Consider the following 26238-nt stretch of genomic DNA (forward strand, 5'->3'; position numbering starts at 1 on the left):
TAGCCCGACCCTTGTGGTAACGCCCAAAAACTATTTTATTCTCTTTTTTCGATTAGTTTCATAATCTTCAAATATCATTTCACCCAAACCTTTCAATCCAGTGTAGAACGCTTTTCCTTGATTTGATTCGGTAAATTTGTTCACGAATTTTTGCAAATATGGATCATTGGCAATCATAAAAGTGGTGATTGGAATGTGCAATTTTCGTGCTTGTTGCGCTTGATTGTAACATTTATCTACAATATATTCGTCGAGACCGTTACTATTCATATAATAGGAACCATCTTTTTCGCGCACGCAACTTGGTTTTCCATCGGTAATCATGAAAATTTGTTTGTTGGTATTTCGTTTTCGTCTCAAAATATCCATCGCTAATTGTAAACCGGCGACGGTATTGGTGTGGTACGGTCCTACTTTTAAATAGGGTAAATCCCGAATTGCAATTGTCCAAGCATCATTTCCAAAAACCAAAATATCTAAAGTATCTTTAGGATAGCGGGTTGTGATCAATTCAGCAAGAGCCATAGCAACTTTCTTGGCAGGCGTGATTCTATCTTCGCCATACAAGATCATACTGTGGCTTATATCAATCATCAAAACGGTACTCATTTGTGATTTATACTGCGTTTCTTCGACAACTAGATCATTTTCAGTCAACATAAAATCAGCTACTCCATTATTGATTTGAGCATTACGCAAACTTTCAGTTAGAGAGATTCTTTCAAGGCCGTCACCAAAATGAAATTCCCTGAATTCTCCGGTATGTTCGTCGCCGTTCCCGGAATGTTTAGATTTGTGATTCCCGCTGCCTGATTTTTTTAAGTTACCAAAAATGTTGTCTAGGGCTTGTTGTCGGATTGCACGTTCTGTTTTTGCAGTAATACCAATTCCTGAAGTTCCATCTTCTTTGAGTTCGTCACGGATGTACCCTTTTTTCTTTAAGTCTTCGATAAAATCATCGATAGAATATTGTTCATCGGTGAGTTTATATTCTTTGTCTAATTCCCGCAGCCAGTCGATTGCTTCATCAAAATCTCCCGAAGTATGTGTGATTAATTCCTTGAAAATACCAAAGAGTTTATCAAACGGAGTCTGAAAAGGCGCTTCGTATTGCTTGAAATAAAATCCTTTTTTATTATCATTTTTCATAGACAATAAAATTACATCAATAAAAATGTACTGAATACAAACGTTTATTAATTTTTAGTTAAAAACACTACAACACTGTTTTTTAATTTTTTTCTTACAAAATAGAAATTAATTGAAAAATTGTCCGTTTACGTAAAACCAACTTTCATTTTCAAATTTGAAAGTAGAAAGTTCGTGATGAATTTGTTTTTGAAGGTTGCTGTCTAAGAAGTGCGCCTTGAATTCAACGGTAATTTCTGTATATTTTATAATCTCTAATTGTAGCCATTGATTGCTGGTTGCCCAAAGAAGGATTTCAGCTTTAGAATATTGTTTTCTTTCTGAAATATGGGTGGTTGCTAACAGATAATCCGCTTGATGCGCTACATAAGCCGAATATCGTGAACGCATCAAGGATACAGCTGTAAGCGCTTTTTGAATACCTTTGATAATTGGCTCGCAACAATTTTGGAAGTTTTTATTGGAACCGCAATAACATTTGTTATAAATCATTTTGTTATGAAAAATAGTTAAACTGACCCCATTGCTTGTCCGTTAAGCCCCACTATTCTTTGATGTAACTGATTCAACAAGACTTGATAACGGCTTATTTCCATTAAATCTTCGTCTTCTTCTGCAAAATCTAGTAATTCATCTAATTCGGCACTCACGTCTACCAATTTATTACTGGCTTCTTTAGCATTCTTTTCAGCAATAAAATCAATTATTTCTTGAACGCCACTTTTCACATCATTAAATTTATTTTTATCCATTTTCTGACTGTTACTTTATTTTTCTGAAGCTTTCACTTCGTTAAACTTTTTAGTGATTTGTTTTAATTTTTCCTTGCGTAACATTTCAGCTTGTTTGACTTTGTCTTGTGCTTTATGTAACTTATCATTATGTTTTTTGATATTTCGATCGTTATTTCTACTCATATTATTTACTTGAATTTTAATCAATCAAATCCTTTGTTTTAATTACTTTGGCAAAGTTCGGCTTAATTATTGAAACTAAATTTATTTTGCTTTGATAGTTTTTTTAGTATTGCTTGCAATTCAGCTTTTTGGATTTACATTCTTTATATTTGTCTAGGAACCTAGCGCTCATTGTGCTCCTTTACGCATGGAATTATATAAATTCCTGATTATAGATAAGCTGTGAACCTATTTTATGCGGAAAAGTATCAAAAATTAAAAGTGCGCTTGGCAATTAAAAAAAAGATGCATTTGCATTTTTTTTTATATATTTAATTTTTTAATAAAACTTAGCCCGAAACCTACTGACGCAGTATATGAAGTTAAAAAAAAAACAGCCTGAATTCATCAAATGGTTTCTAATAAGGCCAAAAACAACTGGATTTATCACGTTTCTCTTCTTGAGTTATCTTGCGGGTTTTATTGTTTGGCAACAATATAAATTGATTAAAGAAGGAGAGCAACGCGAGATGAATAATATTTTGCAGGTTGTTCATCAAAATATTGAACAGTCCCTTAAAAACTGCTACACCTCCACTTTGACATTGGCTCTCACGATTAATGACGAAGGAATTCCCGTAAATTTTGATTATGTAGGTAAAAAGCTAGTAGAAACAAACACCAACATTAGCACGGTTCAGCTGGTTCCTAAGGGAATAATTAAGTATATTTATCCTTTAAAAGGGAATGAAGCTGCACTGAATTTAAATGTTTTAACAGCACCAAATCAAAAAAAAGAAGCCTTAAAATCTATAATAACCCAAAAATTGTATTTTGCCGGGCCTTTGAAATTAAAACAAGGCGGTATGGGAATTGTGGGGCGATTTCCTGTTTTTCAAAACAATAAATTTTGGGGATTTTCTGCTGTGATCATCAAATTAGAAACTTTTTTAGAAGCTTCAGGTGTAAAAGATATAGATGATTCTAAATATTACTTCCAATTTTCCAAGTTTAATAGTGCTGAACAAAAAGAAGTTTTCTACTTGCCAATTAAAAATAATTTTTCAAAAAATTATACAATTTCAACATCAATTCCAGATGGAGATTGGAAATTATACCTCATATCTAAACGCCAAAATTACTTGTATTCACAAATTTTAATTCCTGGAATAATTGGAGTTGTTCTTGCTGCAATTTTTGGTATTCTAATATTCATGCTTTTAAAAATACCAAAGCAATTGCAATCACTAGTGAATATTCAGGCGACAAAATTACTAAATTCTGAAGTAAAATTTGAAGCTATTTTTGATCAGGCAGCCGTAGGCATGGCACATATTGATTCGTTTTCTGGTAATTTTATTGAAATTAACGATCAATTTTGTCAGTTATTAGAGTACTCTGAACAAGAAATTAAGCAACTAAATTTCCTGTCACTAACACATCCAGATGATTATGAACAAAGCATATTGAATTTTGAAAAACTCCGTAATGGTACAATTTCAGCGTATTCTATGGAAATACGTTATATCGCCAAATCAGGTTCTGTGGTTTGGGTCAATCTTACGGTGTCGCCACTTTTTAAAAAAAATAAAAAAGTGACAACGAATATTGCTATTGTTGAAAATATTTCAGTTAAAAAAGAAGCGCAGCAATTGGTTAGAAAAAGTGAAACACGATTTAAAAGCCTGTTTGAAGATTCTCCTATTCCGTTATTGGAAAAAGATTTTTCTGAAATTAAAAAATACCTTGAAACATTAAATCTTATTGATGAAAGTGCTGAAACTGTTGCTCTTTATTTACAAATGAATCCCGAAGTGGTTCACAAATGTATTCCATTATTAAAAATTATTGATGTGAATACAATGTGCTTGAAGCTCTATAAAGTTGAAACAAAAAATGAATTGATTTCCAGACTTTCGCAAATTAGCGATAAAGATGCTGTTACTGCTTTTACAAACCAAATGATAGCCATAACTCAGGGAAATAAACAACTTATTCTTGATACAATAATTAAAAATAAAGATGGAGAATACCGTGATGTAAATTTACGATGGAATGTAATACGCGGATATGAAAAAACATTAGGGCGGATCATTGTTTCCACCGAAGACATTACAGATCAAAAAACGTATGAAAAAACAATTTTTAATTCACAGCAAAAAGTAGAATCGTTGATAAATACTATTGATGGAATTGTTTGGGAATGCGATGCCCAAACGTTTTCCTTCAATTTCATTAGCCAAAAAGTAGAAAACATATTAGGATACACTTCTGAAGAATGGCTCTCCAGCTCGACTTTTTGGGCGGACCACATCTTTCCAGAAGATCGTGAATGGACGATAAATTATTGCAATTTAAATACACAAGAACATTTAGATCATGATTTTGAATATCGGATGATTGCTAAAAATGGTTCAATTGTCTGGCTGAGAGATATTGTAAATATCGTTTTTGAAAATGGAAAAGTGGCTAATTTACGCGGTATAATGATTGACATTACCAAAACAAAAGAAGCAGAAAAAGAGCTAAATTCTTCTCTTAATTTAGTAATTGAACAAAATAAAAGGCTGTTGAATTTTTCGTATATTGTTTCTCATAATTTACGGTCACATACCAGTAATATTGCCTCTATAATAGGTCTAATTGTTTCTTCGGAATCAGAGGAAGAAAGAGATGAAATGATGAAATTATTACAAAAAGTGTCCTGTTCTCTTAATGAAACCATGCTCCACCTAAATGAAGTCATAAACATACGAACAAATATTGGGTTAGTTTCAGAGTCTTTGAATTTAAAGCAATACATTCAGACAATAAAAAATGTCCTTTCGGAACAAATTATTTCTCATAAAGTGACAATAATAAGTACCATTTCGGATCAAACCATGATTGATTACAACCCCGCATATCTGGAAAGTATATTGTATAATATTATTTCAAATTCGATTAGATATCGCCATTCTTCTCGAAATCCAATTATCAATATTGATTGGATAATAGAAAACGACATGAAAGTCCTCCAAATTACCGATAATGGTATTGGTATCGACCTAGTTAAAAATGCCGATAAAATTTTTGGTATGTACAAAACGTTCTCTACAAATTCTGATTCAAAAGGAATTGGATTATTTATCACTAAAAATCAAATTGATGCTATGGGAGGAAATATAACCGTGGAAAGCGAACCCAATATTGGAACAACATTTAAAATCTATATTCAATGACAAAAAAAGACATCTGGATAGTCGACGATGATACAATATATCAAATTATTGTAAATAAAATAATTCAAAGATCTGAAAAGTTTTCTGCCGTTTCCTCTTTCAAAAACGGAAAAGAAGCAATAGATCATTTGTATCTCGCTGTAGAAAACGATGAAATACTGCCGGACATCATTCTTTTAGATATAAATATGCCAATAATGGACGGCTGGGAATTTATGGAACAAATGGATTTACTAAAATGTAAGTTTAACAAACAAATTATTGTTTACATCGTGAGCTCTTCTATTGCCGTTGAAGACAAAAACAAATCAAAATCACATGAAAATATCTTGGGATATTTATCTAAACCAATAACAGTCAATGATTTATTACTAATTTCTTCGGATGATTGAAAATAAAAAATCTTGTTATCAACTGCAAATAATAATCTTTTAAATTATTTTTAGCGCAATATTAAATGTATTCTTTTTTTATTTCCTCTAAGGTTTTGTGGGTAAAAATTAGTTGATTGATAATTTTTTCTCTCAGAAGATCAATATCATCACAATCAAAATACTTCGCCCACGAAGTAAGGTTGAATAAATTTCGGATTTGCTTGATCCGTTTTGTTGTTTCAAAACTGGTTCTTAAGATCGCTTTTTTATCATACTGCGGATTATTTTTATGTTGATAATTGACCGTTTTCTTTAGATAATTTGCTTCTAAATAATATAGTTCTTCTAAAGCATTATCCGGATAAAAATGATCCCAAGAAGCATAGCCTAATTTAATTTTAGATATCGTTTCTGGTTCTAATGGTTCTAAACGCCATTTGCTATTAGCCAATCGTCCCCAGTGATTTGACAATCGATACATTCCTGTCGTAGTGTAATAATATTTACTTCCCGATTTGCTGTCATACTGAACTTTTAGACCATTTATAGCGGCTATACCAACTTCATCAAATACGCAAAAAGTATTTTTGAACGAATTAGGGTTTGGACGAAAATTTTTTGACATGATGCAAAGGTAATCAGAAAGTCAGGACAAACCCATCACCTTTTTTACCAAAAACAATTGTTTGTTTGAATCTATTAGTTTTAGGGTTCGCAATAGTGTTTTAATTAATAGCCGCTTGATCATTTGTATTCTGGTTGTTTTTGAAGAAGCAATAATTAAATAATAGAAATAATCATCCTTGTTTAGGAAAATCAGTCGCCGTACTATTATAAATAGGTAAAAATATTATAATTAATTAAAATATAAAGCTACTGAGTTCAAAAAAATATACTTTGCCTTTTTCCAAAAATGGTGCTTGTTTATCAATTTCTTTACCACAATGAAAATTTCGACACACTTCAATTTGTCCTATTTTGCGTATATTATCATTTTTACACAGCTATATACAAGTTTTGATCACAATTAAAATTTTCCGATTGCTGTGATATTCTAATAAAATTGTTGAACTTATCTTAAAATATGCGTTATTGCAGCCATAAAGTAAGGATAATGATTTACATTATTTCGCTCCAAAAATAGAGCGTCTCTAGTTGTTTATACGTTAAGGTATTAGAGCAACCATTTTTAAATTAATTTTATGAAAGCACAATCTTTTAAAAATCACATTCGGTTTTATTCGCCACACCATTTTGTTTATTATCCAATAATCATGACATTTCTGGGCTTCAGTATTTATTTTAGTTGTACTAAAGAAGATTCTTTACTCTGGCTATTTATTAGCGCTATCTTTCTAGTGCTATTTTGTCTCGCTTTCATGCTACGCCAACATTATGCTTTGACTTTACAAAACAGAATGGTTCATCTGGAACTGAGGTACCGTTATTTTTCTCTTACCGGAAAAAGATTAGAAGATTTTGAACATCAGTTAAATGATGATCAGTTATTTGCGTTGCGTTTTGCTTCTGATGATGAATTTTCAGCGTTAACTCAAAGAGCGCTGAATGAAAATCTTTCGGGAAAGGAAATTAAAAAAGCGATTCGTCACTGGAAAGCGGATCATGAAAGAGTTTAATATTCTAAAATAATAAGACTAATTTATTCAATTTAACAATTTCGAATTTTGTTTCTTTGTGGTGAAAAGAAAGCAATAAAACTGAATTCAAAACCTAAAATGGCAGAATATTTTCTAGATATAGAATACAAAGACATTACGTATAAGGAAGAAGAAGTCAACTTTAAGGAATTTGAGTGCTGTACGTTTACCAATTGCAATTTCTCAAAGTGTGTTTTTGTAGCGGTAACTTTTATAGATTGTATCTTCAATAATTGTACTTTTAGCGACGCCAAAATAAATTATGTAGCCTTTAGAACAGTAACTTTCAATGGATGCGAAATCAAAGATGTGAATTTTGCCATGTGCGATAAGTTGATTTTCGAAATTGCGTTTAATGATTGTGTTTTGGATTTCTCCAAATTTTATACTTTAAAGATGAAAGGAACCTCATTCAGCGATTGCAGTATCATTGCCGTAGATTTTATGAGTACTGATTTGACCGAAGTCGTTTTTGAAAACTGCGATTTATACCGTTCTGAATTTACAAAAGCAATTGCTAACAAAACGAATTTTAAAACCAGTTACAATTATACAATTGATCCCAAAACAACAAAATTAAAGAAAGCCATTTTTGCTTTAGAAGGAATAAAAGGATTGCTCTACAAACATGAAATTATAGTGACATAATTTATAAAATTATTTTTCCGTCTTCCATAGTAATAATTCTATTGGTTTTTTGGGCAAAATCAGTGTCGTGGGTAACCACCAATAAAGTCTGGTTTTTCTCCTGAGTCAACTTATTAAAAATATCAAAAACCAAATCACTGTTTCTCTTATCTAAATTTCCTGTAGGCTCATCCCCCATTATAATCAATGGATCGTTGATCAAAGCACGTGCAATTGCTACACGCTGTTTTTGTCCACCGCTCAATTGATTGGGCATTTTCAGCGCTTGATCTTCCATGTCTAGTGTTTTCAAATGTTCCATGGCGCGATGCTCTAATTCTTTATCCGAATATTTCGCTAATTTCATCCCCGGAAGCATTACATTTTTTAGCACATTATATTCGGCCAGTAAATAATGAAACTGAAACACAAAACCTATTTTTTCATTTCTGATCAATGCTAATTCTCTGTCAGTCTTTCCTGTAACAAGTTCGTTATGAATCAATATCTGACCGTCATAATCAGTATCCATCGTAGAAAGCAAATACAACAAAGTCGATTTACCACAGCCTGATTTGCCAACTATCGAAACAAACTCTCCGTGATCAATACGCATTTCAATTTCTTTCAATACCTGAAATTTTACAGGGTCGTAAAAATATTTACTTAGTCCAATTGTCTCTAAAACTGTATTATTTTCCATCTTTATTTCCCTCTGATGATTTCTACCGGATCTACTTTACTGGCTTTCAAAGCAGGAAAAAGTCCGGCAATGGTCGTTGTAAACAATGCAAAAGTAATCCCGATACTATAATATAGTGGATTGTAATTAATAGGATAGGTTTTCACTGTGGGTAATGAAGACGTTTCAAATGGAATCACATCAATAATTGAAGAAAAAACATATCCAAACAGCAAACCAAACAATCCTCCGGCAAGTCCAATAATTACGGAAAGCGAAACAAAAATCCATTTCACATCATTACCGGAAAATCCGGTTGCTTTCAAAATCGCAATACTGTCCATTTTTTCATAAATCATCATGTTCAGAATATTATAAATTCCAAAACCGGCAACAATCAGCAACACTACTCCAACGGAATACGAAATAATGCTTCGAACCGTGCTTCCGGTTTCAAACTGAGAATTTGCAGTTTGATAATCGATCGTATCCAGATTAAAGGAACTCTGAAACTCTTTTGCAACAGCAGGCGCTGTAGTCATATCATACAAATTCAACTGAATATCCGTGATGTAATTTGTAGGTTCACCCAGAATTTTTTGGGCTGTCGCCAAAGAGGTATAGCTCATCACATTATCAATTTCAGCAATTCCAATTTCGGAAATACCCACAATTTTAAGTGAAGCTAAGTTTCCTTTAGAAGTTGTAATTTTGATAATATCACCCTTGGTCAACAACATTTTGTCTGACAAGCCTTTCCCGATAATAATACTGTTATTCTGAAGCAAATCAGCTACTTTTCCTTCAATGATATAATCGCTGATTTTAAATAATTTATCTTCGGAGATAACATCAATTCCATTGATTATTCCTGAGATTTCAATCGTCCCCGAGTTAAAAAAAACAGGAGAAGTCACTTTTGGTGCGACATCAATAACGCGTGGATCTTGTTTTAAAACTGCCAAAATTGTTTTACTGTTGTAAATGGATTTTCCACGATCTTTCGGTTTTATCGAACGAACAAAATTGTTTTTTTTCTTGAACTCCTTAGACAAAAATACCGGTTGATTTTCTGAAGGTTTAATTTCGTTATATAGCAACACATGTGGCGTTCTATTGAGCATTAAGCCATCCAGTAAATCGTTTAACCCATTCATAAAACTAACCAAAGCAATAAACATGGCAATACTGAACGTTACTCCAATAGCAGCTACAATCGTTTGCTTCAATCGCGCCCGAAGCAAATGCAGTGCAATGTTTAAAATGAGTTTAAAGTTCATTATTTGGGTTTATAAATCGTTTCTTCCGAGGTTAAACCGGATAGTATTTCCACTTTTAGATAATCACTCAAACCCGTTTTTACTTCGCGTTTTTCGTCTTTATTTACTAAAACATAGTTGCCTTCAATTAAATATGATTTTGGAATCGTTATGGTATTTTGCTTCATCTGAATGATAATATTGGCTTCGGCAGTAAGATTAGGGTAGAGTTTCTCTGGTGGCTTTATAAAATGTGCTTCAATTTTAAAAGTACGGGAACGCTCATTCATTATCGGGTAAATTTTATCGATGACAGCATCAAAAACCTGTCCTTTATAACTGTCCATGGTCACTAATACTTTTTGTCCCGTGCTCACACGAACCATATCATTTTCATCTACTTCCAGTTCCAGTAAAAACGAATCAGATTGTCCAATTATTGCCAAAGGCGTTTGTGGCGTAATTAGCGTTCCTTCTTTCACCAAGACATCAAACAACTGTCCAGAAAAAGCACTTTTGACACTAAAATCACTTTGAGACTTCTGATTTATTCGCAAGTTGACACTACTTCTGCTTTGATCATTCTTCAATTGGGCTTTGAGTTGTGCCAATTGCTTTTTAGCCGATTCATAATTAATTTTAGAACTTTTATAGGCTAATTCGACTCTTTCAAAATCAACTTCCGAAATTCCACCTTGATTCCTAATGTTTTTATTTCGGTTATAAATGGATTCGTCAAGCGTCAATTTATCTTTGCTTGATTGGACTTTCATTTCCATTTCGGCAATTTTATCTTGAATGTATCTGCTGCTTTCCAGACTTAACTGATACGCTAATCGAGCATTCTCCGTATTTAATTCCGCTTTATCACTTTCTAGTTCAAATAATGACTGACCTTTAGTTATTGATTGCCCGGCGATAACATTTACTTTTTGTAATGTGCCGTTTACGATGGCATACACCGTGTATTGTCCCTCCGCTTTAATCACCCCAGATGCGTATACACTTTCCGTTACTTCACCTATTGTGGGTTTAATTTCCTCTGTTTTATTTTTAGAACACGAAAGAAAACTTAAGAGTAACAAACAAAATAATAATCGTGATTTCAAACTCATTTCGCTTCTTATTTTACTTTGTATATTAGTGCAATTTCTTTCTATAAATATACAACAATATCTATTTTTAAATTAAATTCAAACCAGAAAAATACAGAATTACTAAAATATTTTGTATAAAAAAAATAGTCTCATTGCGCTTCTTTCCTGCTGTATACTCTTGATTTGGTTAACTATTTGTTCTAAAGACACTTTAAAATTTAATTTTTTATAAAGTACAAAGCTTATTAATTAGTCAATAGTATTTTTTATTATTTTGTCAATAAATCTAAAATATTTTTAGTGTAACATTTTAAAAAATCAACAGTAAGAATACTAAAATAAATCGTTTTATCGATATCTTTAATCAAAAAATTCGTGTTTTTAGAAAAGAATAAATGTATTTAGAACAATGCAAATAGTATGAAGTACGTACTGAAAACGTACAATACGCCCTTTTTTATTTAAAATCTATTCTAAAAAATATCTTAGCAAATTCATTCTGTTCTTTTGCTAGAATATTTGAGTTTTAAGAAGGCCTTATTTATTAGATTCTAAATATTTTCTAATTACTGGTTACAACTTCAATACTATCTTTTTTGATGTTATTATAAGGTACTTCTTTTGGAATAAAAATAAAAAATTTAGCTCCTATGTTTGGCTTTCCTTTTACTTTTATAAAGCCCTTATGGTTGTCAACTATTCTGCTGCAAATGGCCAATCCTAATCCTGTTCCCGAGTATTTAGAATCTGTTTCTAAACGTTTGAACAAAAGAAATATTTTTTCAGCATACTCCTGTTTAAAACCAATACCGTTATCCGAAATTACTATTTTATGGTAATCGTCTTTATTACTAATTTTATAATCTTGAAGCTCTTTATCTGTAATACTTTTAGCTGTTATACTAATTTTTGGAATACAGTCTTCTTTACTGTATTTTAGTGAATTGGAAATTAAGTTAATAAAAAGCTGTTTAATTTGAAAAGGTATTGCGGTGATGGTTGGTAATTTACCAATTTGTATTTCGGCTTTTTTCTCTTCAATATTTGAAGATAAATCTCGGATTATTTCACTTAAAACGATATTTAAATCTGTTTTTTCAAAAACTTTATCTCCTTTTATCGTTCTAGAATAATTAACTAAATCAATCAATAAGGTTTGCATTCTGTTAGCCGCAACACGCACTTTAGAAAAATATTCCTTTCCTTGTTTCGATATCAAGTCTAATTCCTTTTCTTCGAGCCTTGAAATAAACATTTGAATTTTTCGAAGTGGCTCTTGTAAATCATGACTAACAATATTATTAAACGCCTCTAGTTCGGTATTAATATATTTAAGTTCTTTGTTATTGTTTTCCAGTTCAAGTGTTTTTTTGTATTGATTTGTAATATCATAATTCACTCCAATTTTGATTAAATCTCCATTACCATTAGTAGTGAAACTGCCTACGCCCATAATATATTTTATTTCTCCGCTTGGTGTTACAAACCTAAAAATAATTGAAGTTGGCTGGTGATTGATTAAAGAATCCTTGTGAACTGTAGTAACATATTCTAAATCATCCGGATGTATATACTTTTGGGTGTTTTCAAATGTGGGTTCAAAAGATTGGGGTTCTACTCCCATCAAGCGAAATAAATTATCTGAAAAAGTATATTTTTTTGTTTCTAAATTGACTCTCCAATGTCCAAAACCAGCTGTTTTCTCCGCTGAATTATAGGATTCGTTAATTAATTTTAAGGCATCATTCGCTTTTTTGAGTTGGTCAATGTCAACATTCATTTTTCTAAAAGAAAAAAACAAAATCAAAAGTGACATTATAATGAGTAAAAAAGCAGTAATAAGGGAGTACCGAAGTTCAAATTGATGATTATCATTTTGAAATTTTGTTTTCCTACTCTCGGAGAAAATAATTTCATTGACAAATGATTTCATTTCTTGAGTAGCTTGACTACTTTCGAGTAACTTAGCATTTAAATCCGAAGGACCGGAATTTTTACTGTTAACAATAATATACGTTTGCCAGAACAACTTAAATCGATAATCAATAATTGTTTTTAACCGCTCAATATCTTTATTTCTGACATAATTATTAGCGGTAAGTGCTTCTAGTTTATTAATACATTCTTCGATTTCTCCTCGGCTTAAAAACCTGTCTTCTATGTAACTTTCTTCTTTGGTGATAATATAACTTCGCAATCGAGTTTCATAAATACTGAGAATTGACAAAAGTTTTTCTAATTCTATTTGAGTTTCATTAGAATTTGCAATCAATTCAACTGTTGCGTCCAGTTTTTCCATTTGGGAATAAAACATAGAACCAACGTAAAAAACCACAACAATTGCTATGGCCATTGCTATTTTAAATACTTGAGAATTTTTATAAAGCATCAAAATTTTCATGTACTTTATTATATGCTAAAGAAAAAAGTTTCTAAATTTAGTCCTGATGAATGAAATTGCCAATTCATGTTCACCACTTCCTTGATTACTTTTTTTAGCAGTATAAAATCATTAGGCTTTTTTATATAAATATTAGCTCCTTTGATAAAAGTATCTTCAATATCTTTCTCCGAAGAAGAGGTAGAATAAATAGCAATAGAGACTTCTTTGAAGCGACTGTTAGCTCTTATTTCATTCAAACAATCCAATCCTGTTTTGCCAGGCATATTTAAATCCAAAAATAAAACATGAGGCAATTGACTGTCTGGATGTTCTAAATAATCCATCAAATCTTTTCCGTCTTTAAACAAAGTTAAATCATTATTCATTTTAAGTTCCTGCAAAGCTTCACTAAAAAAAGTGCGATCATCTTCGTCATCATCAGCTAGAAGAATATGCATTGGATCATGGTGTGTAATCATATAATATTGGGGGTTATTTTGATTTTTGGTTATTCTTTATTCGATAATTTTCTTCTTTTGCTTACAATTCTTTTAAATAATGATGGAGTTAATCCTGTCACTTTTTTAAATTGAGTAGATAAATAAGCAACACTACTATAGTTTAATTCGTAAGAAATCTCAGTTAAAGTCAGCTTCTCTTCGATAATTAATTTTTTTGCTCTTTCAATCTTTTGAATAATAATAAAATTCTCAATAGATGTATAAGTGTATTCTGAAAAGATGTTTGTAATATATCCATATCTAAAATTTAATTTATCGGATAAATATTGAGATATTGTAATGTCAGGAAATTTATCTTTATCATAAACAATTTCTATTATTGCGTCTTTTATTTTTTGGATAAGTTGTCCTTTTGGATTATCAATAATTTGAATTCCATAGTTTTTGAGAACATCCTTAAGTTCATTCAAATTTTCGGCTGAAATAGTATCTACAATTTCAATTTGCCCTAAGTCTAAAAGTTGATATTTAATACCTAAAATTTCTAATTGCTCATGTAATATGGCCCTACAAGCAATGTTTCCATCATAATTAAAATTAAGCCTCATACCAATAAATGCGTGTTATAATTAAATTTAAGAGGATAAATGTAAATGAAAAATTATTAATTAGTGATAAAATTAGATATTTTAGAACTGCAACAATGTGGATTAAAAATTATTTAAATATAAGTAATTGATTAACAGTTTATTAAAAGTTATAAAATTTATTTTTAGTTTTACAAAAAAATGCACAAACAAGGTCTAACCATGAATTGTTTCATTATTTCCATAATTTGTTATAACATTTTCCTCAAATTCTAGCCATTCTCTCCATCTTTTCTCAACATCAATACCTGCACCATATTTCCTCGCATAGGTTATAAAAGTGGTATAATGACCTGCTTCACTTTCCATTAAATTTCTATAAAAAACAGACAATTCTTGATCGTTGATATTCTCTGAAAGTACTTTGAAACGTTCACAACTTCTAGCCTCTACCATCGCTGAAAACAATAACCGTTCCACTAAAGCAGAAATGCGATTTCCATTAGTGTTTTTTTTCATGTACAAATACAATTCGTTCACGTAATCATCTTTGCGTTCCCGACCTAATTTGAGTCCACGTTTGATAATAATATTGTGTACTTGCTCAAAATGATCAATTTCTTCTTTGGCCAAAGCCAATAAATCCTTCACTAAATCTTGATGTTCCGAATTATTGGTGATAATAGTTATGGCATTTGTAGCTGCTTTTTGTTCGCACCAAGCATGATCTGTCAAGATTTCCTCGATATTTTTCTCTACAATATTAACCCATCTGGGATCCGTTGGTAATTTTAATCTTAGTACCGACATAATTTTAGTCTTAAAGTTAGAAAGTCATAACGTCAAAAGTCGAAAGCCAAAAGTAAGACAGAATATTAAATTCTATTCAAAGACTTTCGACTTTCGACTTTAAAACTTTAGGACGTATTTATTAGTACACGAAAATAGCTCTTTCGCTCATCATTTCGTTTACTTCATTAGCCACTTCTTCAATAATATCTTCGTCAGTGTGGTTCATTAGTACTCTATCAATCAGCTCTACTATTTTCTCCATGTCGGCTTCAACAAGACCACGTGTGGTAATTGCCGGAGTTCCTACACGGATTCCTGAAGTTACAAATGGTGATTTATCATCAAATGGAACCATATTTTTATTTACAGTAATCTCTGCTTTTACCAATGCATTTTCAGCGTCTTTTCCAGAAATGTTTTTGTTTCTTAAATCAATCAACATCATGTGATTGTCTGTTCCACCAGAAATGATTTCATAGCCTCTTTTTACAAAAGCATCCGCCATAGCATTAGCATTTTTTTGTAACTGTAATGCATACGTAAAAAATTCATCTTTCAAAGCTTCTCCAAAAGCGACTGCTTTTGCAGCAATAATATGCATTAGCGGACCTCCTTGATTTCCAGGAAATACAGCTAAGTCTAATAAGGAAGACATCATTCTGATTTCTCCTTTTGGTGTGGTTAAACCAAACGGATTTTCAAAATCTTTACCCATCAAAATTAATCCTCCACGAGGACCACGTAATGTTTTATGCGTTGTAGTGGTAACAATATGACAATGCGGAAGTGGATCGTTCAACAATCCTTTAGCTATAAGACCCGCAGGATGAGAAATATCAGCCAATAAAATAGCGCCAACACTATCTGCAATGACTCTGAAACGCTCAAAGTCCATATCACGAGAATATGCCGAAGCTCCTGCGATAATCAATTTTGGTTGCTCTTTAGTCGCTATTTCTTGAATTTTATCATAGTCTAATCTACCTGTTTCTTTCTCAACACCATAAAAAGATGGTGTGTACAAACGTCCTGAGAAGTTTACCGGTGATCCATGCGTTAAGTGCCCGCCATGAGACAAGTCAAAACCTAAAATTTTATCTCCAGGTTTAATACAAGCATGGTAAACTGCTGTATTTGCTTGAGAGCCTGAGTGAGGCTGTACATTTGCATAAGCAGCACCAAATAATTCTTTAGCTCTGTCAATAGCAATTTGCTCAACAATATCAACTACTTCACAACCGCCGTAGTATCTTTTGCCAGGATATCCTTCAGCATATTTGTTAGTTAAAACAGAACCAGCTGCTTCCATTACTTCGTCACTTACGAAGTTTTCTGATGCAATAAGTTCTAATCCGTGAATTTGTCTTTCTTGTTCTTCTAGAATAAGGTCAAAAATTTGTTCGTCGCGTTGCATTTTTTTGATTTTCGTTAATTTGATGCAAAAATACAAAAAAACGTTTGGTTAATAGTTAGATTATAATATATTTGATGAGTAATTTTTTAACAATACAATTAACAAAATATGCCAATAACAGCTAACGATACCAATAGAAAATCCTGGCTAGAAGTAGATAATAATAGTGATTTTCCAATTCAAAACATTCCTTTTGGGGTTTTTCTTACTAGAGAAAATGTAGTAACCGTGGGAACACGAATTGGTGATTTTGCCATTGATCTGGGAGCTTTGCAGCAATTAAATTATTTTGAAGGAATAGAACTTACAGATGATATGTTCATGCAGGATACGTTAAATGATTTTATTTCTGATGGTCAAAAAACATGGCGTTTGGTTCGAAACCGAATTGCAGAACTTTTTGATGTGACCAATTCAAAGTTACAAAGTAATGCAAAAGACCGAGATATCGTAATCTTTAAAATGGAAGAAATTGAAATGCAATTACCAGTTCTAATTGGTGATTACACAGACTTTTACTCCAGTAAAGAACACGCCACAAATGTAGGGAAAATGTTTCGCGACCCCGAAAATGCTTTGTTACCCAACTGGCTTCATATTCCAGTGGGCTATCATGGACGAAGTTCTACAATAGTTCCTTCAGGAATACCAGTTCATAGACCAATGGGGCAAACGCTGCCAAACGACGAAACCACACCGGTTTTTGGATCTTCTCGTTCCGTTGATTTTGAACTCGAAACTGCTTTTATAACCACAGATGTCAATATCATGGGCGAAAATATTTCAGTAAGCGAAGCTGAAGATTATATTTTTGGAATGGTATTATTGAATGACTGGAGCGCTCGTGATATTCAGAAATGGGAATATGTGCCGCTAGGTCCATTCTTAGCAAAAAGCTTTGCTACTTCAATTTCTCCTTGGATCGTAACAATGGATGCCTTAGAACCTTTTAGAACTAAAGGACCAAAACAGGAACCAACCCCCCTTCCCTATTTACAACAAAAAGGAAAACATTCTTTTGACATTAATTTAGAAGTGGCCATTCAACCTGAAAAATCAGAAGCAACAGTAATTTCTCGTTCAAATTTTAAATACATGTACTGGACTATGAGTCAGCAATTAGCACACCACACTTCTAACGGTTGTCGTGTAAATTCTGGCGATATGATGGGATCTGGCACTATTTCAGGACCAACAGCAGACAGTTTTGGTTCTATGTTAGAGCTAACTTGGGGAGGAAAAAATCCAATAAAATTAAATGACGGAACGGAACGTAAATTTATCAATGATAACGATACCGTAATCATCAAGGGATATTGCCAAAATAGCGATGTTCGTATTGGTTTTGGTGAAGTTTCCAGTAAATTACTTCCTCCATTTGTGAGAAAATAAAAATTAAAATACCCATTTCTAAAACCTAACAATTGTACTATTTTTGTTGGGTTTTTTTATGGCATTATTTTTGGTTTTATTTGCAAATCAGAATGATCAATTTATAAAAAAAAGTAAAATTAACATCACAAACATAATCGTAGTGCTTATGAAAAAAATTACTCTTTTATTATCCCTTTTTATAATTGTTTCGTCTTGTGGTGTAAAGCAAACCCAAAATCTAATAAGCTCCGGAAATTACGATCAAGCAATTGATAATGCTATTTCTAATTTGCAAACCAACAAAGATAAAAAAGGCAAACAGGACTATATTTACTTGCTCGAAGAGGCATTCGCCAAAGCAAAAGATCGAGATCTTAATGCCATATATTTATTAGCAAAAGATGCTAATCCCGCACAATTGGAAAAATTGTACAATACATATTTACAATTGAATTCCCGTCAGGAAAAAATTAAACCTTTACTTCCTTTGAAACTAATTAAAGAAGGACGGAATGCCTTTTTCGCATTTGACAATTATAACGACCAGATAATTGATAGTAAAAATGCGTTGTCAGCTTATTTTTACGCTAATGCCAAAAAATTACTGGCTACATCAGACAAGATGAACTACCGAAAAGCATATGATGATTTGGATTATTTGAACCAAATTAATCCAAATTACAAAGATGTTTTGCTATTGATGGATGAGGCAAAATTCAAAGGCTCAGATTATGTTTCGGTTTACACCAAAAACGAAACGAACATGATCATTCCGGCTCGTCTTCAAAATGATTTATTAGATTTCAGCACATTAGGATTAAACGACAAATGGACTGTTTATCATAGTAATAAACAAAAAGGAATAAATTATGATTACGGATTGATAATCAATTTTAGACAAATTTATATTTCACCGGAACAGATTAATGAAAGAGAATTTGTAAAAGAACGTATTATCAAAGACGGTGTCAAAAAACTGATTGATACTAACGGAAAGGAAGTCCTAGACGAAAAAGGCAAAGTCGTGATGGTCGATCATCTCAAAACTGTATCCGCCAGAATTTATGAATTCAGACAATTTAAGTCGTGCCAAATTACAGCAAAAATTGACTATGTTAATCTTAGAAGCAATCAATTATTACAATCTTTTCCTTTGACCAGCGAATTCATTTTCGAAAATATTTATGCCACTTACAAAGGAGACCGACGTGCTTCTGACGATAATTACTACTCTTATTTTGACGGAAGTCCAATTCCTTTTCTTAGCAGTGAACAAATGGTTTATGATACCGGAGAAGACTTAAAAGCAAAAATTAAAGATATTATAAGTCGAAATAAATTTAGAAACTAACACCTTCAACTTAATTCAACAGCATAAAACTCCTTGATAATCAAAAGATCAGAGAGTTTTTTCTTTATCAAAAAATCAACAATACATTAAAATTTTGTTAGAAAACTCAAAAGTAGCTTTGTGTTATAAAAATAAGTGTATTTTTGCATCAATGAATAAAACAAGTTTATATATAACTTCTCTGTCTCGGACAAACAGACCTTCTACTTCTCCCGAAGTACGGATGCTATCACTATAGTACCCAAAAGCTGTTTGTTTTATTATTCATTTTTCATTTTCCCGTTTTGAAATCAACATTATTTTCCATTGGATTTTCATATCTAAATATATCTAGGGACTTACTTCTATTTAAGTTTGGTTCTTCTAGTTACCCAACAAGGACTGATTTCAATATTATATTTGAATTTGGCAAAAAGATATTTCAAATACAAAACTACAAATCATTTTATAACTCAAAAATTCAGCTTTTGAAATGAATATTTCTATCATAACAACTCAGGAAGAACATTATAAATATTCACAAGAAATATGTGAAACTATAGAATTATCCGCACTATTGAGAGGTACTGGAATTGCAAAGAGAACTCCTGAATACATTCAAAAAAAGATGGAAAACAAGGATGCTGTTATCGCATTAATCGACGGAAAATTTGCCGGTTTTTGCTATATCGAAAGTTGGCAACACGGGAAATTTGTAGCCCATTCCGGGTTGATTGTTCATCCTGATTACAGAAATTTAGGTTTAGCTAAAAAAATCAAATCCTTTGTTTTTGATTATTCATTAAAGAAATATCCGGATGCCAAAGTTTTTGGAATAACAACTGGCTTAGCGGTAATGAAAATCAATTCGGATCTGGGCTACAAACCAGTTCCTTTTTCAGAATTGACGACAGACCCTACTTTTTGGAAAGGATGTCAAACGTGTACCAATTATGAAATCCTAAAAAGTAAAGACAACAAAATGTGTTTGTGCACCGGAATGCTTTATGACCCAAAAGAAAAACCCAAAGATCCTCCTAAACACCCATTTAATGTTAGAGTATTAAACCGATTAAAATCAATAAAACAAGCCTTATTCTTAAAAAAATAATCATAACAAAAAACGCCCCTTTACCAGTAATGGCTACCCCTCCTTCGGAGGGATCTGGGGGGAGAAAAAAAATAATATCATGAAAAAAGTAGTATTAGCATACAGTGGAGGATTAGATACCTCATATTGTCTAAAATATTTAAAAAATGAAAAAGGATACGAAGTTCATACCGTTCTTATAAATACAGGCGGATTTGATGAAGCTGAACTAGCCGCTATTGAGGAAAGAGCCTACGAATTAGGAAGTGCGCAACATGCAAATCTTACCATTGTAGATAAATATTATGATAAAGCGATCAAATATTTGATTTATGGAAATGTATTAAAAAACAACACTTATCCATTATCCGTAAGTGCCGAACGTGTTTTTCAAGCTATCGAAGCGATTAAATATGCAAAATCTGTAGGTGCAGAGGCTATCGCCCACGGAAGTACTGGCGCAGGAAATGACCAAATTCGTTTTGATTTAATTTTCCAAACCATTGCTCCCGAAATTGAAATCATCACTCCTATTCGCGATTTAAAATTATCAAGACAAGAAGAAGTGGATTATTTGTCTAAAAACGGAGTTCATTATTCATGGGAAAAAGCACAATATTCCATTAATAAAGGATTGTGGGGAACAAGCGTAGGCGGTAAAGAGACATTGACCTCAAACCAATCATTGCCAAGTGAAGCCTACCCTTCTCAATTGCAAAAGACAGAAGAAGAGAAAGTCACTCTACAATTTGAAAAAGGACAATTAGTAGGCATTAACGGAACATTGGACACCCCAACAAAAAATATCGTTACATTAGAAAAATTGGCCAGCGCATATGCTATAGGCAGAGACACACACGTAGGCGATACAATAATAGGAATTAAAGGACGAGTAGGTTTTGAAGCCGCTGCCCCATTAATAATTATCAAAGCGCACCATTTATTAGAAAAACATACATTGGGTAAATGGCAACAATACTGGAAAGAACAACTTGGAAACTGGTACGGAATGTTGTTTCATGAAGGACAATTCTTAGATCCTGTAATGCGTAACATCGAGGCTTTCTTAGAGGACACGCAAACCACTGTAAATGGAACCGTTATCGTTTCGCTAAAACCTTATCACTTTACTTTGGACGGAATTGAATCTGAAAATGATTTAATGAACACCAGTTTTGGACAATATGGCGAAATGAACAACGCTTGGACATCTGACGATGCAAAAGGATTTATCAAAATTCTGGGGAATGCCCAAAACATATTTTCATCTGTAAACAAACTGACGCACGATTAATATCATAATATGGGCGTGACCCTCCGTAAAAACTACGGGTCGGGCTATACGCTGTATCTTTTGTTCTGCTATCGCGCCACAAAAGGATGCCGCTGCTATCCCTCACGCAAAAAAACTAGACACTAACTTTTTCGCAAAAAACTATAATTATGATTAATATTGGAATAATAGGTGGATCAGGTTACACTGCAGGCGAACTCATCAGAATATTGATGTTCCATCCCAATGCTACACTTGATTTTGTTTACAGCACAACAAATGCTGGAAAACCGCTTCATGTTGCGCATCATGATTTGATGGGTGATATCGAAATGAATTTTACCGATACTGTAAATCCAAATGTGAATGTTGTTTTCTTGTGTTTGGGTCATGGAAAATCAAAATCATTTTTAGAGCAAAATCAATTTGCGAGTCACACCAAAATCATCGATTTAGGAAATGATTTCAGATTGACAAAAGACAAAGATTTCGATAGTAAAACTTTCGTTTACGGTTTACCTGAATTGAATAAAGCAGCGATCAAGAACGCTCAATTTATCGCTAATCCAGGTTGTTTTGCAACAGCAATTCAATTGGCATTATTGCCTTTGGCCAAAAACGAAATGCTTACAACTGACGTTCATATCAATGCTACAACCGGAAGTACGGGAGCCGGAGTTTCACCTTCGGAAACGACACATTTCAGTTGGAGATCAAACAACATGTCTCATTACAAAGCTTTTGAACACCAACATTTGGGCGAAATAAACCAAAGTGTCATTCAATTGCAAGCAGATTACACAAACGAATTGATTTTTGTACCCAACAGAGGTGATTTTGCCAGAGGGATTTTTGCAACTTTATACACAACAATCGAAGAAAATATTGAAGATGTAGTGGCTAAATATGAGGCTTTTTACAAAGACCAACCTTTCGTAACCATAACGACCACTGGAATCAACATGAAACAAGTAGTTCAAACGAATAAATGTATTATTAGTTTAATGAAAAAAGGAAATCGGTTATTGATCACTTCAGTAATTGATAATTTAACAAAAGGAGCCTCAGGACAAGCCATACAAAACATGAATTTAATGTTTGGATTAGATGAAACCACAGGATTGCATTTGAAACCAAGCGGGTTCTAGAAGTTTATTTGGTTAATCGTTAATACGGTTAACCAAATAAACAAATAACCCATTAACCGATTAAACTTAAAAAAAATGAACTTATTTAACGTTTACCCATTATATGATGTCACACCAGTAAAAGCGCTGGATTGCATCATTACAGATGACAAAGGAATCGAATATTTAGATCTTTATGGTGGTCATGCTGTAATCTCTGTTGGCCATACACATCCTGAATATGTAGCAAAACTTAAGGATCAGTTGGATCATTTAGCCTTTTATTCTAATGCAATACAAAATCCAATTCAAGAAGAATTAGCAACTAAATTAGGCAAGCTTTCCGGGTGTGATGATTACGATTTATTTCTATGCAGTTCTGGAGCTGAGGCGAATGAAAATGCATTAAAATTAGCCTCTTTCATAAACGGAAAATCAAAAGTGATTGCCTTTAAGAATTCCTTTCACGGAAGAACATCTGCTGCTGTTGCTGTTACTGATAATGAAAAAATTAATGCCCCCTTAAACAAGCAACAAAAAGTCACTTTTTTGCCGTTTGATGATGTAGAAACTTTAGAAAATGAATTAAAGCGAGGAGATGTATCCTCAGTCATAATAGAATCAATTCAAGGTGTAGGCGGTTTAGACCAAGCTTCAACGCAATTTTTTCAAGCATTGGAACAATTATGTAAAACTTATGAAGTTGTTCTTATTTTAGACGAAGTACAGGCTGGGTATGGCAGAACCGGTAAGTTTTTTGGTTTTCAACACCATAATATTAAACCTGATATTATTACAATTGCTAAAGGAATGGGAAATGGCTTTCCAATTGGAGGTGTTTTAATTGGAAATCATATTGCTGCAGTTTCTGGTATGCTAGGAACTACTTTCGGCGGAAACCACTTATCATGCGCAGCAGGAATAGCCGTTTTAGATATTATAGAAAAAGAAAAATTAATTGATAATGCTATTGCAATTTCAGCTTATTTTCAAGAACAAATTAAAAGTGTTCCTGAAGTGATCCAAATAAAAGGAAGAGGATTAATGTTAGGAATTGAATTTGATTTTGACGTAAGTGCATTACGAAAAAAATTAATTATCGAAAAACATGTTTTTACCGGAAGTGCAAGTAATAAAAACTTATTAAGAATTCTTCCACCATTGACAATCAAGAAGGAAGCAATCGATACCTTTATTATCGCTTTAAAAGAAACATTGGCCGAATTGAAATAATTTTTTTAACATATAAGTCATTTAAGTTCTTAAAATTACATGACTTAAATGTTTAGATATTTTTTAAAATAGTAAACCAAAAACAATGAACCACGTATTACCAATAGAAAAGCGAAATGCAGTCTTAAGTCGCATGGCCGAACTTCTTGAACAAGAAAGAGCCAATCTTAAGACTATAAATCAGCAGGATATCAATAATTATTCTGGTGATGACTTGGCAATGGAAAAACGGTTATTGGTTGATGATGCCAAAATTGACGGCATGATTTTATCCCTGCAACAATTAGCAAATCAAGAAGATCCTGTTGGTGTGGAGCGTTTTAATTTCGACCATGAAAACGGAATGAAAATCATCAATAAAACAGCGGCTTTTGGAACCATAATGATAATTTATGAATCCAGACCCGATGTCACTGTTGAAGCTGGTGGAATCGCTTTTAAATCCGGAAATAAAATTCTATTGAAAGGGGGAAAAGAATCCTTGCAATCCAACTTAAAAATTGTGGAACTGTGGCATCAAGCCTTAGCAGCAAACAATGTTGCTACAGAATGGGTAGAATACTTGAATTACAATCGGGAAGAGACGCAGGCATTTTTGGAGAAACCAACGCAAAAAGTGGATTTAATCGTTCCTCGTGGCGGTGAAAACCTAATTGCTTTTGTAAAAAAACATGCAACTTGTCCAGTGATTATAAGTGGACGAGGAAATAATTTTGTGTACGTAAACGCAGAAGCTGATTTAAACCATGCACTTGCCATAATAATAAATGGAAAGACTTCAAATATATCTGTTTGCAATGCTTTAGATAAAGTTTTAATTGATACTAATCTTGACAATTGGGAAGCTTTTGCAAAGAAAATAATCACCGAATTGCAACAAAGAAACGTAACTGTTTTGGGAGATGAAAGCATTTCAAAAATTGCAAACGTTCCTCAGATTGAATCGGATTTAATTTGGTACGAAGAGTTTTTAGATTATAAAATTGTCATTGGAACAACCAATTCAGATCAAGAAGCAATTGACAAAATTAATAAATATTGTGGCGGGCATTCGGCTTCGATAATCACAAAGAATGATGCAGTTGCTCAAGAATTCATGGAAAATGTAGATACAGCAGCTGTTTATCAAAACGCCTCTACCCGATTTACTGATGGAGGACAATTTGGTTTAGGTGGCGAATTGGCAATAAGTACAGATAAATTACACCAACGCGGACCAATTGGTTTGCAACATTTAGTTACTAATAAGTGGTATATTTACGGCAATGGACAAATCCGATAAAAAGATTTTTGATTGAAGATTAACGATTTTAGATTGCATATTGAAAAAGTAAGAATTCAGAATATTAACACAAAACTTTGCGAACTTAGCGTTTATCAACGTTTAGTTTAAAAATTAACTTTGCGCACTTTGCGGTTAAAAAAATGGCTAAAAAAAGAATTTTATTAAAGTTAGGAAGCAACACCTTAACCAAAGAAACCAATCACATTTCGAGAGGAAAAATTGAGGATATCGGGATGCAAATAGCCTCTTTACAAGATGATTACGAGTTTATCATTGTAAGTTCGGGTGCGATTGCTGCGGCCAAGCAATTTGTAAAACTAGACAACCATGACAAAGATGTTTTTGTAAAACAAGCTTTGGCTTCGATTGGACAGCCTCATTTAATGCGGATTTATCATGAAAACTTCAGGGATTTAGGATTGCTGATTTCGCAGTGTTTACTTTCTTATTCTGATTTTGAAAAAGAACAATCCAAAGTAAATATCGTAAACACGATCAATGTGTTAGTCAAAAATAATTACATTCCAATTATCAATGAAAATGACACAGTGGCTACGGATGAGATTCGATTTGGTGACAACGATAAATTAGCGGCGCTGACAGCCGTTTTATTAAATGCTGACCTTTTGATTATTGCTACCAATACAAACGGGATTTACACCAAAGCATCCATTTATGATGCCGTTCCTGAAACCATTTCATTGGTAACTGATTTGCAACTATTAGAAAAAGAGATTGGAGATTCGAAATCATCACACGGAACCGGCGGAATGCAATCTAAAATAGAAGCCTCAGCGATTGCCAAAAACGCAGCTATCGAAACATGGATTGTCAACGGATTAGAAGACAATTTTATTTTGAAAGCTTTAAAAAACGAAATACCTTTTACGAAAATTCTATAACATGTTGATGCGGTTAATCGTTAA

General features: G+C 32.7%; 25 protein-coding genes. 12 read left to right on the plus strand and 13 right to left on the minus strand.

What is annotated here, in order from left to right; genetic code table 11:
• Positions 1 to 30: 30 nt before the first annotated feature.
• The 4 genes from ACEN2F_RS00480 to ACEN2F_RS00495 all read right to left on the minus strand — a co-directional run bounded on the left by ACEN2F_RS00480 (position 31) and on the right by ACEN2F_RS00495 (position 2066).
• Positions 31 to 1149 (minus strand): vWA domain-containing protein, encoded by a 1119-nt coding sequence (locus ACEN2F_RS00480; RefSeq protein WP_441734643.1) that lies wholly within the window; start codon positions 1147 to 1149, stop codon positions 31 to 33.
• A gap of 108 nt (positions 1150 to 1257) precedes the next feature.
• Positions 1258 to 1641, minus strand: coding sequence for a YchJ family protein (locus tag ACEN2F_RS00485; RefSeq protein WP_441734645.1), 384 nt, complete (start codon positions 1639 to 1641; stop codon positions 1258 to 1260).
• A gap of 17 nt (positions 1642 to 1658) precedes the next feature.
• Positions 1659 to 1901, minus strand: a complete 243-nt coding sequence (locus ACEN2F_RS00490; protein WP_441734648.1) for a hypothetical protein — start codon at positions 1899 to 1901, stop codon at positions 1659 to 1661.
• Between the two features lie 15 nt (positions 1902 to 1916).
• Positions 1917 to 2066, minus strand: a complete 150-nt coding sequence (locus ACEN2F_RS00495; RefSeq protein WP_441734650.1) for a hypothetical protein — start codon at positions 2064 to 2066, stop codon at positions 1917 to 1919.
• A 356-nt stretch (positions 2067 to 2422) separates the two neighbouring features.
• Between ACEN2F_RS00495 and ACEN2F_RS00500 the strand changes: the two genes are divergently transcribed.
• Positions 2423 to 5266, plus strand: a complete 2844-nt coding sequence (locus ACEN2F_RS00500) for a PAS domain S-box protein (RefSeq protein WP_441734652.1) — start codon at positions 2423 to 2425, stop codon at positions 5264 to 5266.
• Positions 5263 to 5658 (plus strand): response regulator, encoded by a 396-nt coding sequence (locus tag ACEN2F_RS00505; protein WP_441734654.1) that lies wholly within the window; start codon positions 5263 to 5265, stop codon positions 5656 to 5658. The genes ACEN2F_RS00500 and ACEN2F_RS00505 overlap by 4 nt, the downstream gene beginning before the upstream one ends.
• A 61-nt stretch (positions 5659 to 5719) precedes the next feature.
• Here ACEN2F_RS00505 and ACEN2F_RS00510 read toward each other — a convergent pair whose 3' ends face one another.
• On the minus strand, positions 5720 to 6265 hold the full coding sequence (locus ACEN2F_RS00510; protein ID WP_441734656.1) for a hypothetical protein: 546 nt from the start codon (positions 6263 to 6265) through the stop codon (positions 5720 to 5722).
• A gap of 577 nt (positions 6266 to 6842) precedes the next feature.
• On the opposite strand from ACEN2F_RS00510, the gene ACEN2F_RS00515 reads away from it, so the two are divergent.
• A complete protein-coding gene (locus ACEN2F_RS00515; RefSeq protein ID WP_441734658.1) occupies positions 6843 to 7277 on the plus strand; it encodes a DUF6526 family protein in 435 nt (144 codons plus the stop codon).
• Positions 7278 to 7376: 99 nt separating this feature from the next.
• A complete protein-coding gene (locus tag ACEN2F_RS00520; protein WP_441734660.1) occupies positions 7377 to 7946 on the plus strand; it encodes a pentapeptide repeat-containing protein in 570 nt (189 codons plus the stop codon).
• A gap of 1 nt (position 7947) precedes the next feature.
• Here ACEN2F_RS00520 and ACEN2F_RS00525 read toward each other — a convergent pair whose 3' ends face one another.
• The 8 genes from ACEN2F_RS00525 to glyA form a co-directional block, all read right to left on the minus strand.
• Positions 7948 to 8628: an ABC transporter ATP-binding protein gene (locus tag ACEN2F_RS00525; RefSeq protein ID WP_441734662.1), complete on the minus strand. Its 681-nt coding sequence runs from the start codon at positions 8626 to 8628 to the stop codon at positions 7948 to 7950.
• A 2-nt stretch (positions 8629 to 8630) separates the two neighbouring features.
• Positions 8631 to 9887, minus strand: coding sequence for an ABC transporter permease (locus ACEN2F_RS00530; RefSeq protein WP_441734665.1), 1257 nt, complete (start codon positions 9885 to 9887; stop codon positions 8631 to 8633).
• The gene (locus tag ACEN2F_RS00535) at positions 9887 to 10981 is read right to left on the minus strand and encodes an efflux RND transporter periplasmic adaptor subunit (protein ID WP_441734667.1); all 1095 of its coding nucleotides are present in this window, start codon (positions 10979 to 10981) and stop codon (positions 9887 to 9889) included. Before ACEN2F_RS00535 ends, ACEN2F_RS00530 begins: the two co-directional genes overlap by 1 nt.
• Positions 10982 to 11525: 544 nt before the next feature.
• Complete coding sequence (locus ACEN2F_RS00540; RefSeq protein ID WP_441734670.1) at positions 11526 to 13316, minus strand: ATP-binding protein; 1791 nt, start codon at positions 13314 to 13316, stop codon at positions 11526 to 11528.
• Between the two features lie 56 nt (positions 13317 to 13372).
• Positions 13373 to 13825, minus strand: a complete 453-nt coding sequence (locus tag ACEN2F_RS00545; RefSeq protein ID WP_441734673.1) for a response regulator — start codon at positions 13823 to 13825, stop codon at positions 13373 to 13375.
• Positions 13826 to 13854: 29 nt separating this feature from the next.
• Entirely contained in the window at positions 13855 to 14415 is a 561-nt protein-coding gene (locus ACEN2F_RS00550) for a helix-turn-helix domain-containing protein (protein WP_441734674.1), read from the minus strand.
• Positions 14416 to 14610: 195 nt separating this feature from the next.
• On the minus strand, positions 14611 to 15204 hold the full coding sequence (locus ACEN2F_RS00555; RefSeq protein ID WP_441734677.1) for a tRNA-(ms[2]io[6]A)-hydroxylase: 594 nt from the start codon (positions 15202 to 15204) through the stop codon (positions 14611 to 14613).
• Positions 15205 to 15325: 121 nt separating this feature from the next.
• Entirely contained in the window at positions 15326 to 16600 is a 1275-nt protein-coding gene (gene glyA, locus ACEN2F_RS00560; RefSeq protein WP_441734680.1) for a serine hydroxymethyltransferase, read from the minus strand.
• A 108-nt stretch (positions 16601 to 16708) separates the two neighbouring features.
• Here glyA and fahA point away from each other — a divergent pair, with 108 nt between their 5' ends.
• The 8 genes from fahA to proB all read left to right on the plus strand — a co-directional run bounded on the left by fahA (position 16709) and on the right by proB (position 26214).
• On the plus strand, positions 16709 to 17992 hold the full coding sequence (fahA, locus tag ACEN2F_RS00565) for a fumarylacetoacetase (protein ID WP_441734681.1): 1284 nt from the start codon (positions 16709 to 16711) through the stop codon (positions 17990 to 17992).
• A 148-nt stretch (positions 17993 to 18140) separates the two neighbouring features.
• Positions 18141 to 19325, plus strand: coding sequence for a hypothetical protein (locus ACEN2F_RS00570; protein WP_441734684.1), 1185 nt, complete (start codon positions 18141 to 18143; stop codon positions 19323 to 19325).
• 472 nt (positions 19326 to 19797) lie between these two features.
• Entirely contained in the window at positions 19798 to 20415 is a 618-nt protein-coding gene (locus tag ACEN2F_RS00575) for a GNAT family N-acetyltransferase (RefSeq protein WP_441734686.1), read from the plus strand.
• Positions 20416 to 20494: 79 nt separating this feature from the next.
• The gene (locus ACEN2F_RS00580; RefSeq protein ID WP_441734689.1) at positions 20495 to 21688 is read left to right on the plus strand and encodes an argininosuccinate synthase; all 1194 of its coding nucleotides are present in this window, start codon (positions 20495 to 20497) and stop codon (positions 21686 to 21688) included.
• A gap of 149 nt (positions 21689 to 21837) precedes the next feature.
• A complete protein-coding gene (argC, locus tag ACEN2F_RS00585) occupies positions 21838 to 22815 on the plus strand; it encodes an N-acetyl-gamma-glutamyl-phosphate reductase (protein ID WP_441734692.1) in 978 nt (325 codons plus the stop codon).
• 75 nt (positions 22816 to 22890) lie between these two features.
• Positions 22891 to 24027, plus strand: a complete 1137-nt coding sequence (locus tag ACEN2F_RS00590) for an aspartate aminotransferase family protein (RefSeq protein WP_441734695.1) — start codon at positions 22891 to 22893, stop codon at positions 24025 to 24027.
• Between the two features lie 85 nt (positions 24028 to 24112).
• Positions 24113 to 25309 carry a glutamate-5-semialdehyde dehydrogenase gene (locus ACEN2F_RS00595; protein ID WP_441734698.1) on the plus strand — a complete coding sequence of 399 codons (1197 nt, stop codon included), beginning with the start codon at positions 24113 to 24115 and terminating at the stop codon, positions 25307 to 25309.
• A gap of 143 nt (positions 25310 to 25452) precedes the next feature.
• Complete coding sequence (gene proB, locus ACEN2F_RS00600) at positions 25453 to 26214, plus strand: glutamate 5-kinase (RefSeq protein ID WP_441734701.1); 762 nt, start codon at positions 25453 to 25455, stop codon at positions 26212 to 26214.
• Positions 26215 to 26238 lie beyond the last annotated feature (24 nt).

This window comes from Flavobacterium sp. W20_MBD1_R3 (genome assembly GCF_052119725.1).
In the GTDB taxonomy this organism is placed as follows: domain Bacteria; phylum Bacteroidota; class Bacteroidia; order Flavobacteriales; family Flavobacteriaceae; genus Flavobacterium.

Bases quoted from the DNA above. Each gene is read 5' to 3' on its own strand.
- ACEN2F_RS00480 (WP_441734643.1), bottom strand. From the start codon at position 1,149: ATGAAAAATGATAATAAAAAAGGATTTTATTTCAAGCAATACGAAGCG.
- ACEN2F_RS00485 (WP_441734645.1), bottom strand. From the start codon at position 1,641: ATGATTTATAACAAATGTTATTGCGGTTCCAATAAAAACTTCCAAAAT.
- ACEN2F_RS00490 (WP_441734648.1), bottom strand. From the start codon at position 1,901: ATGGATAAAAATAAATTTAATGATGTGAAAAGTGGCGTTCAAGAAATA.
- ACEN2F_RS00495 (WP_441734650.1), bottom strand. From the start codon at position 2,066: ATGAGTAGAAATAACGATCGAAATATCAAAAAACATAATGATAAGTTA.
- ACEN2F_RS00500 (WP_441734652.1), top strand. From the start codon at position 2,423: ATGAAGTTAAAAAAAAAACAGCCTGAATTCATCAAATGGTTTCTAATA.
- ACEN2F_RS00505 (WP_441734654.1), top strand. From the start codon at position 5,263: ATGACAAAAAAAGACATCTGGATAGTCGACGATGATACAATATATCAA.
- ACEN2F_RS00510 (WP_441734656.1), bottom strand. From the start codon at position 6,265: ATGTCAAAAAATTTTCGTCCAAACCCTAATTCGTTCAAAAATACTTTT.
- ACEN2F_RS00515 (WP_441734658.1), top strand. From the start codon at position 6,843: ATGAAAGCACAATCTTTTAAAAATCACATTCGGTTTTATTCGCCACAC.
- ACEN2F_RS00520 (WP_441734660.1), top strand. From the start codon at position 7,377: ATGGCAGAATATTTTCTAGATATAGAATACAAAGACATTACGTATAAG.
- ACEN2F_RS00525 (WP_441734662.1), bottom strand. From the start codon at position 8,628: ATGGAAAATAATACAGTTTTAGAGACAATTGGACTAAGTAAATATTTT.
- ACEN2F_RS00530 (WP_441734665.1), bottom strand. From the start codon at position 9,887: ATGAACTTTAAACTCATTTTAAACATTGCACTGCATTTGCTTCGGGCG.
- ACEN2F_RS00535 (WP_441734667.1), bottom strand. From the start codon at position 10,981: ATGAGTTTGAAATCACGATTATTATTTTGTTTGTTACTCTTAAGTTTT.
- ACEN2F_RS00540 (WP_441734670.1), bottom strand. From the start codon at position 13,316: ATGGCCATAGCAATTGTTGTGGTTTTTTACGTTGGTTCTATGTTTTAT.
- ACEN2F_RS00545 (WP_441734673.1), bottom strand. From the start codon at position 13,825: ATGATTACACACCATGATCCAATGCATATTCTTCTAGCTGATGATGAC.
- ACEN2F_RS00550 (WP_441734674.1), bottom strand. From the start codon at position 14,415: ATGAGGCTTAATTTTAATTATGATGGAAACATTGCTTGTAGGGCCATA.
- ACEN2F_RS00555 (WP_441734677.1), bottom strand. From the start codon at position 15,204: ATGTCGGTACTAAGATTAAAATTACCAACGGATCCCAGATGGGTTAAT.
- glyA (WP_441734680.1), bottom strand. From the start codon at position 16,600: ATGCAACGCGACGAACAAATTTTTGACCTTATTCTAGAAGAACAAGAA.
- fahA (WP_441734681.1), top strand. From the start codon at position 16,709: ATGCCAATAACAGCTAACGATACCAATAGAAAATCCTGGCTAGAAGTA.
- ACEN2F_RS00570 (WP_441734684.1), top strand. From the start codon at position 18,141: ATGAAAAAAATTACTCTTTTATTATCCCTTTTTATAATTGTTTCGTCT.
- ACEN2F_RS00575 (WP_441734686.1), top strand. From the start codon at position 19,798: ATGAATATTTCTATCATAACAACTCAGGAAGAACATTATAAATATTCA.
- ACEN2F_RS00580 (WP_441734689.1), top strand. From the start codon at position 20,495: ATGAAAAAAGTAGTATTAGCATACAGTGGAGGATTAGATACCTCATAT.
- argC (WP_441734692.1), top strand. From the start codon at position 21,838: ATGATTAATATTGGAATAATAGGTGGATCAGGTTACACTGCAGGCGAA.
- ACEN2F_RS00590 (WP_441734695.1), top strand. From the start codon at position 22,891: ATGAACTTATTTAACGTTTACCCATTATATGATGTCACACCAGTAAAA.
- ACEN2F_RS00595 (WP_441734698.1), top strand. From the start codon at position 24,113: ATGAACCACGTATTACCAATAGAAAAGCGAAATGCAGTCTTAAGTCGC.
- proB (WP_441734701.1), top strand. From the start codon at position 25,453: ATGGCTAAAAAAAGAATTTTATTAAAGTTAGGAAGCAACACCTTAACC.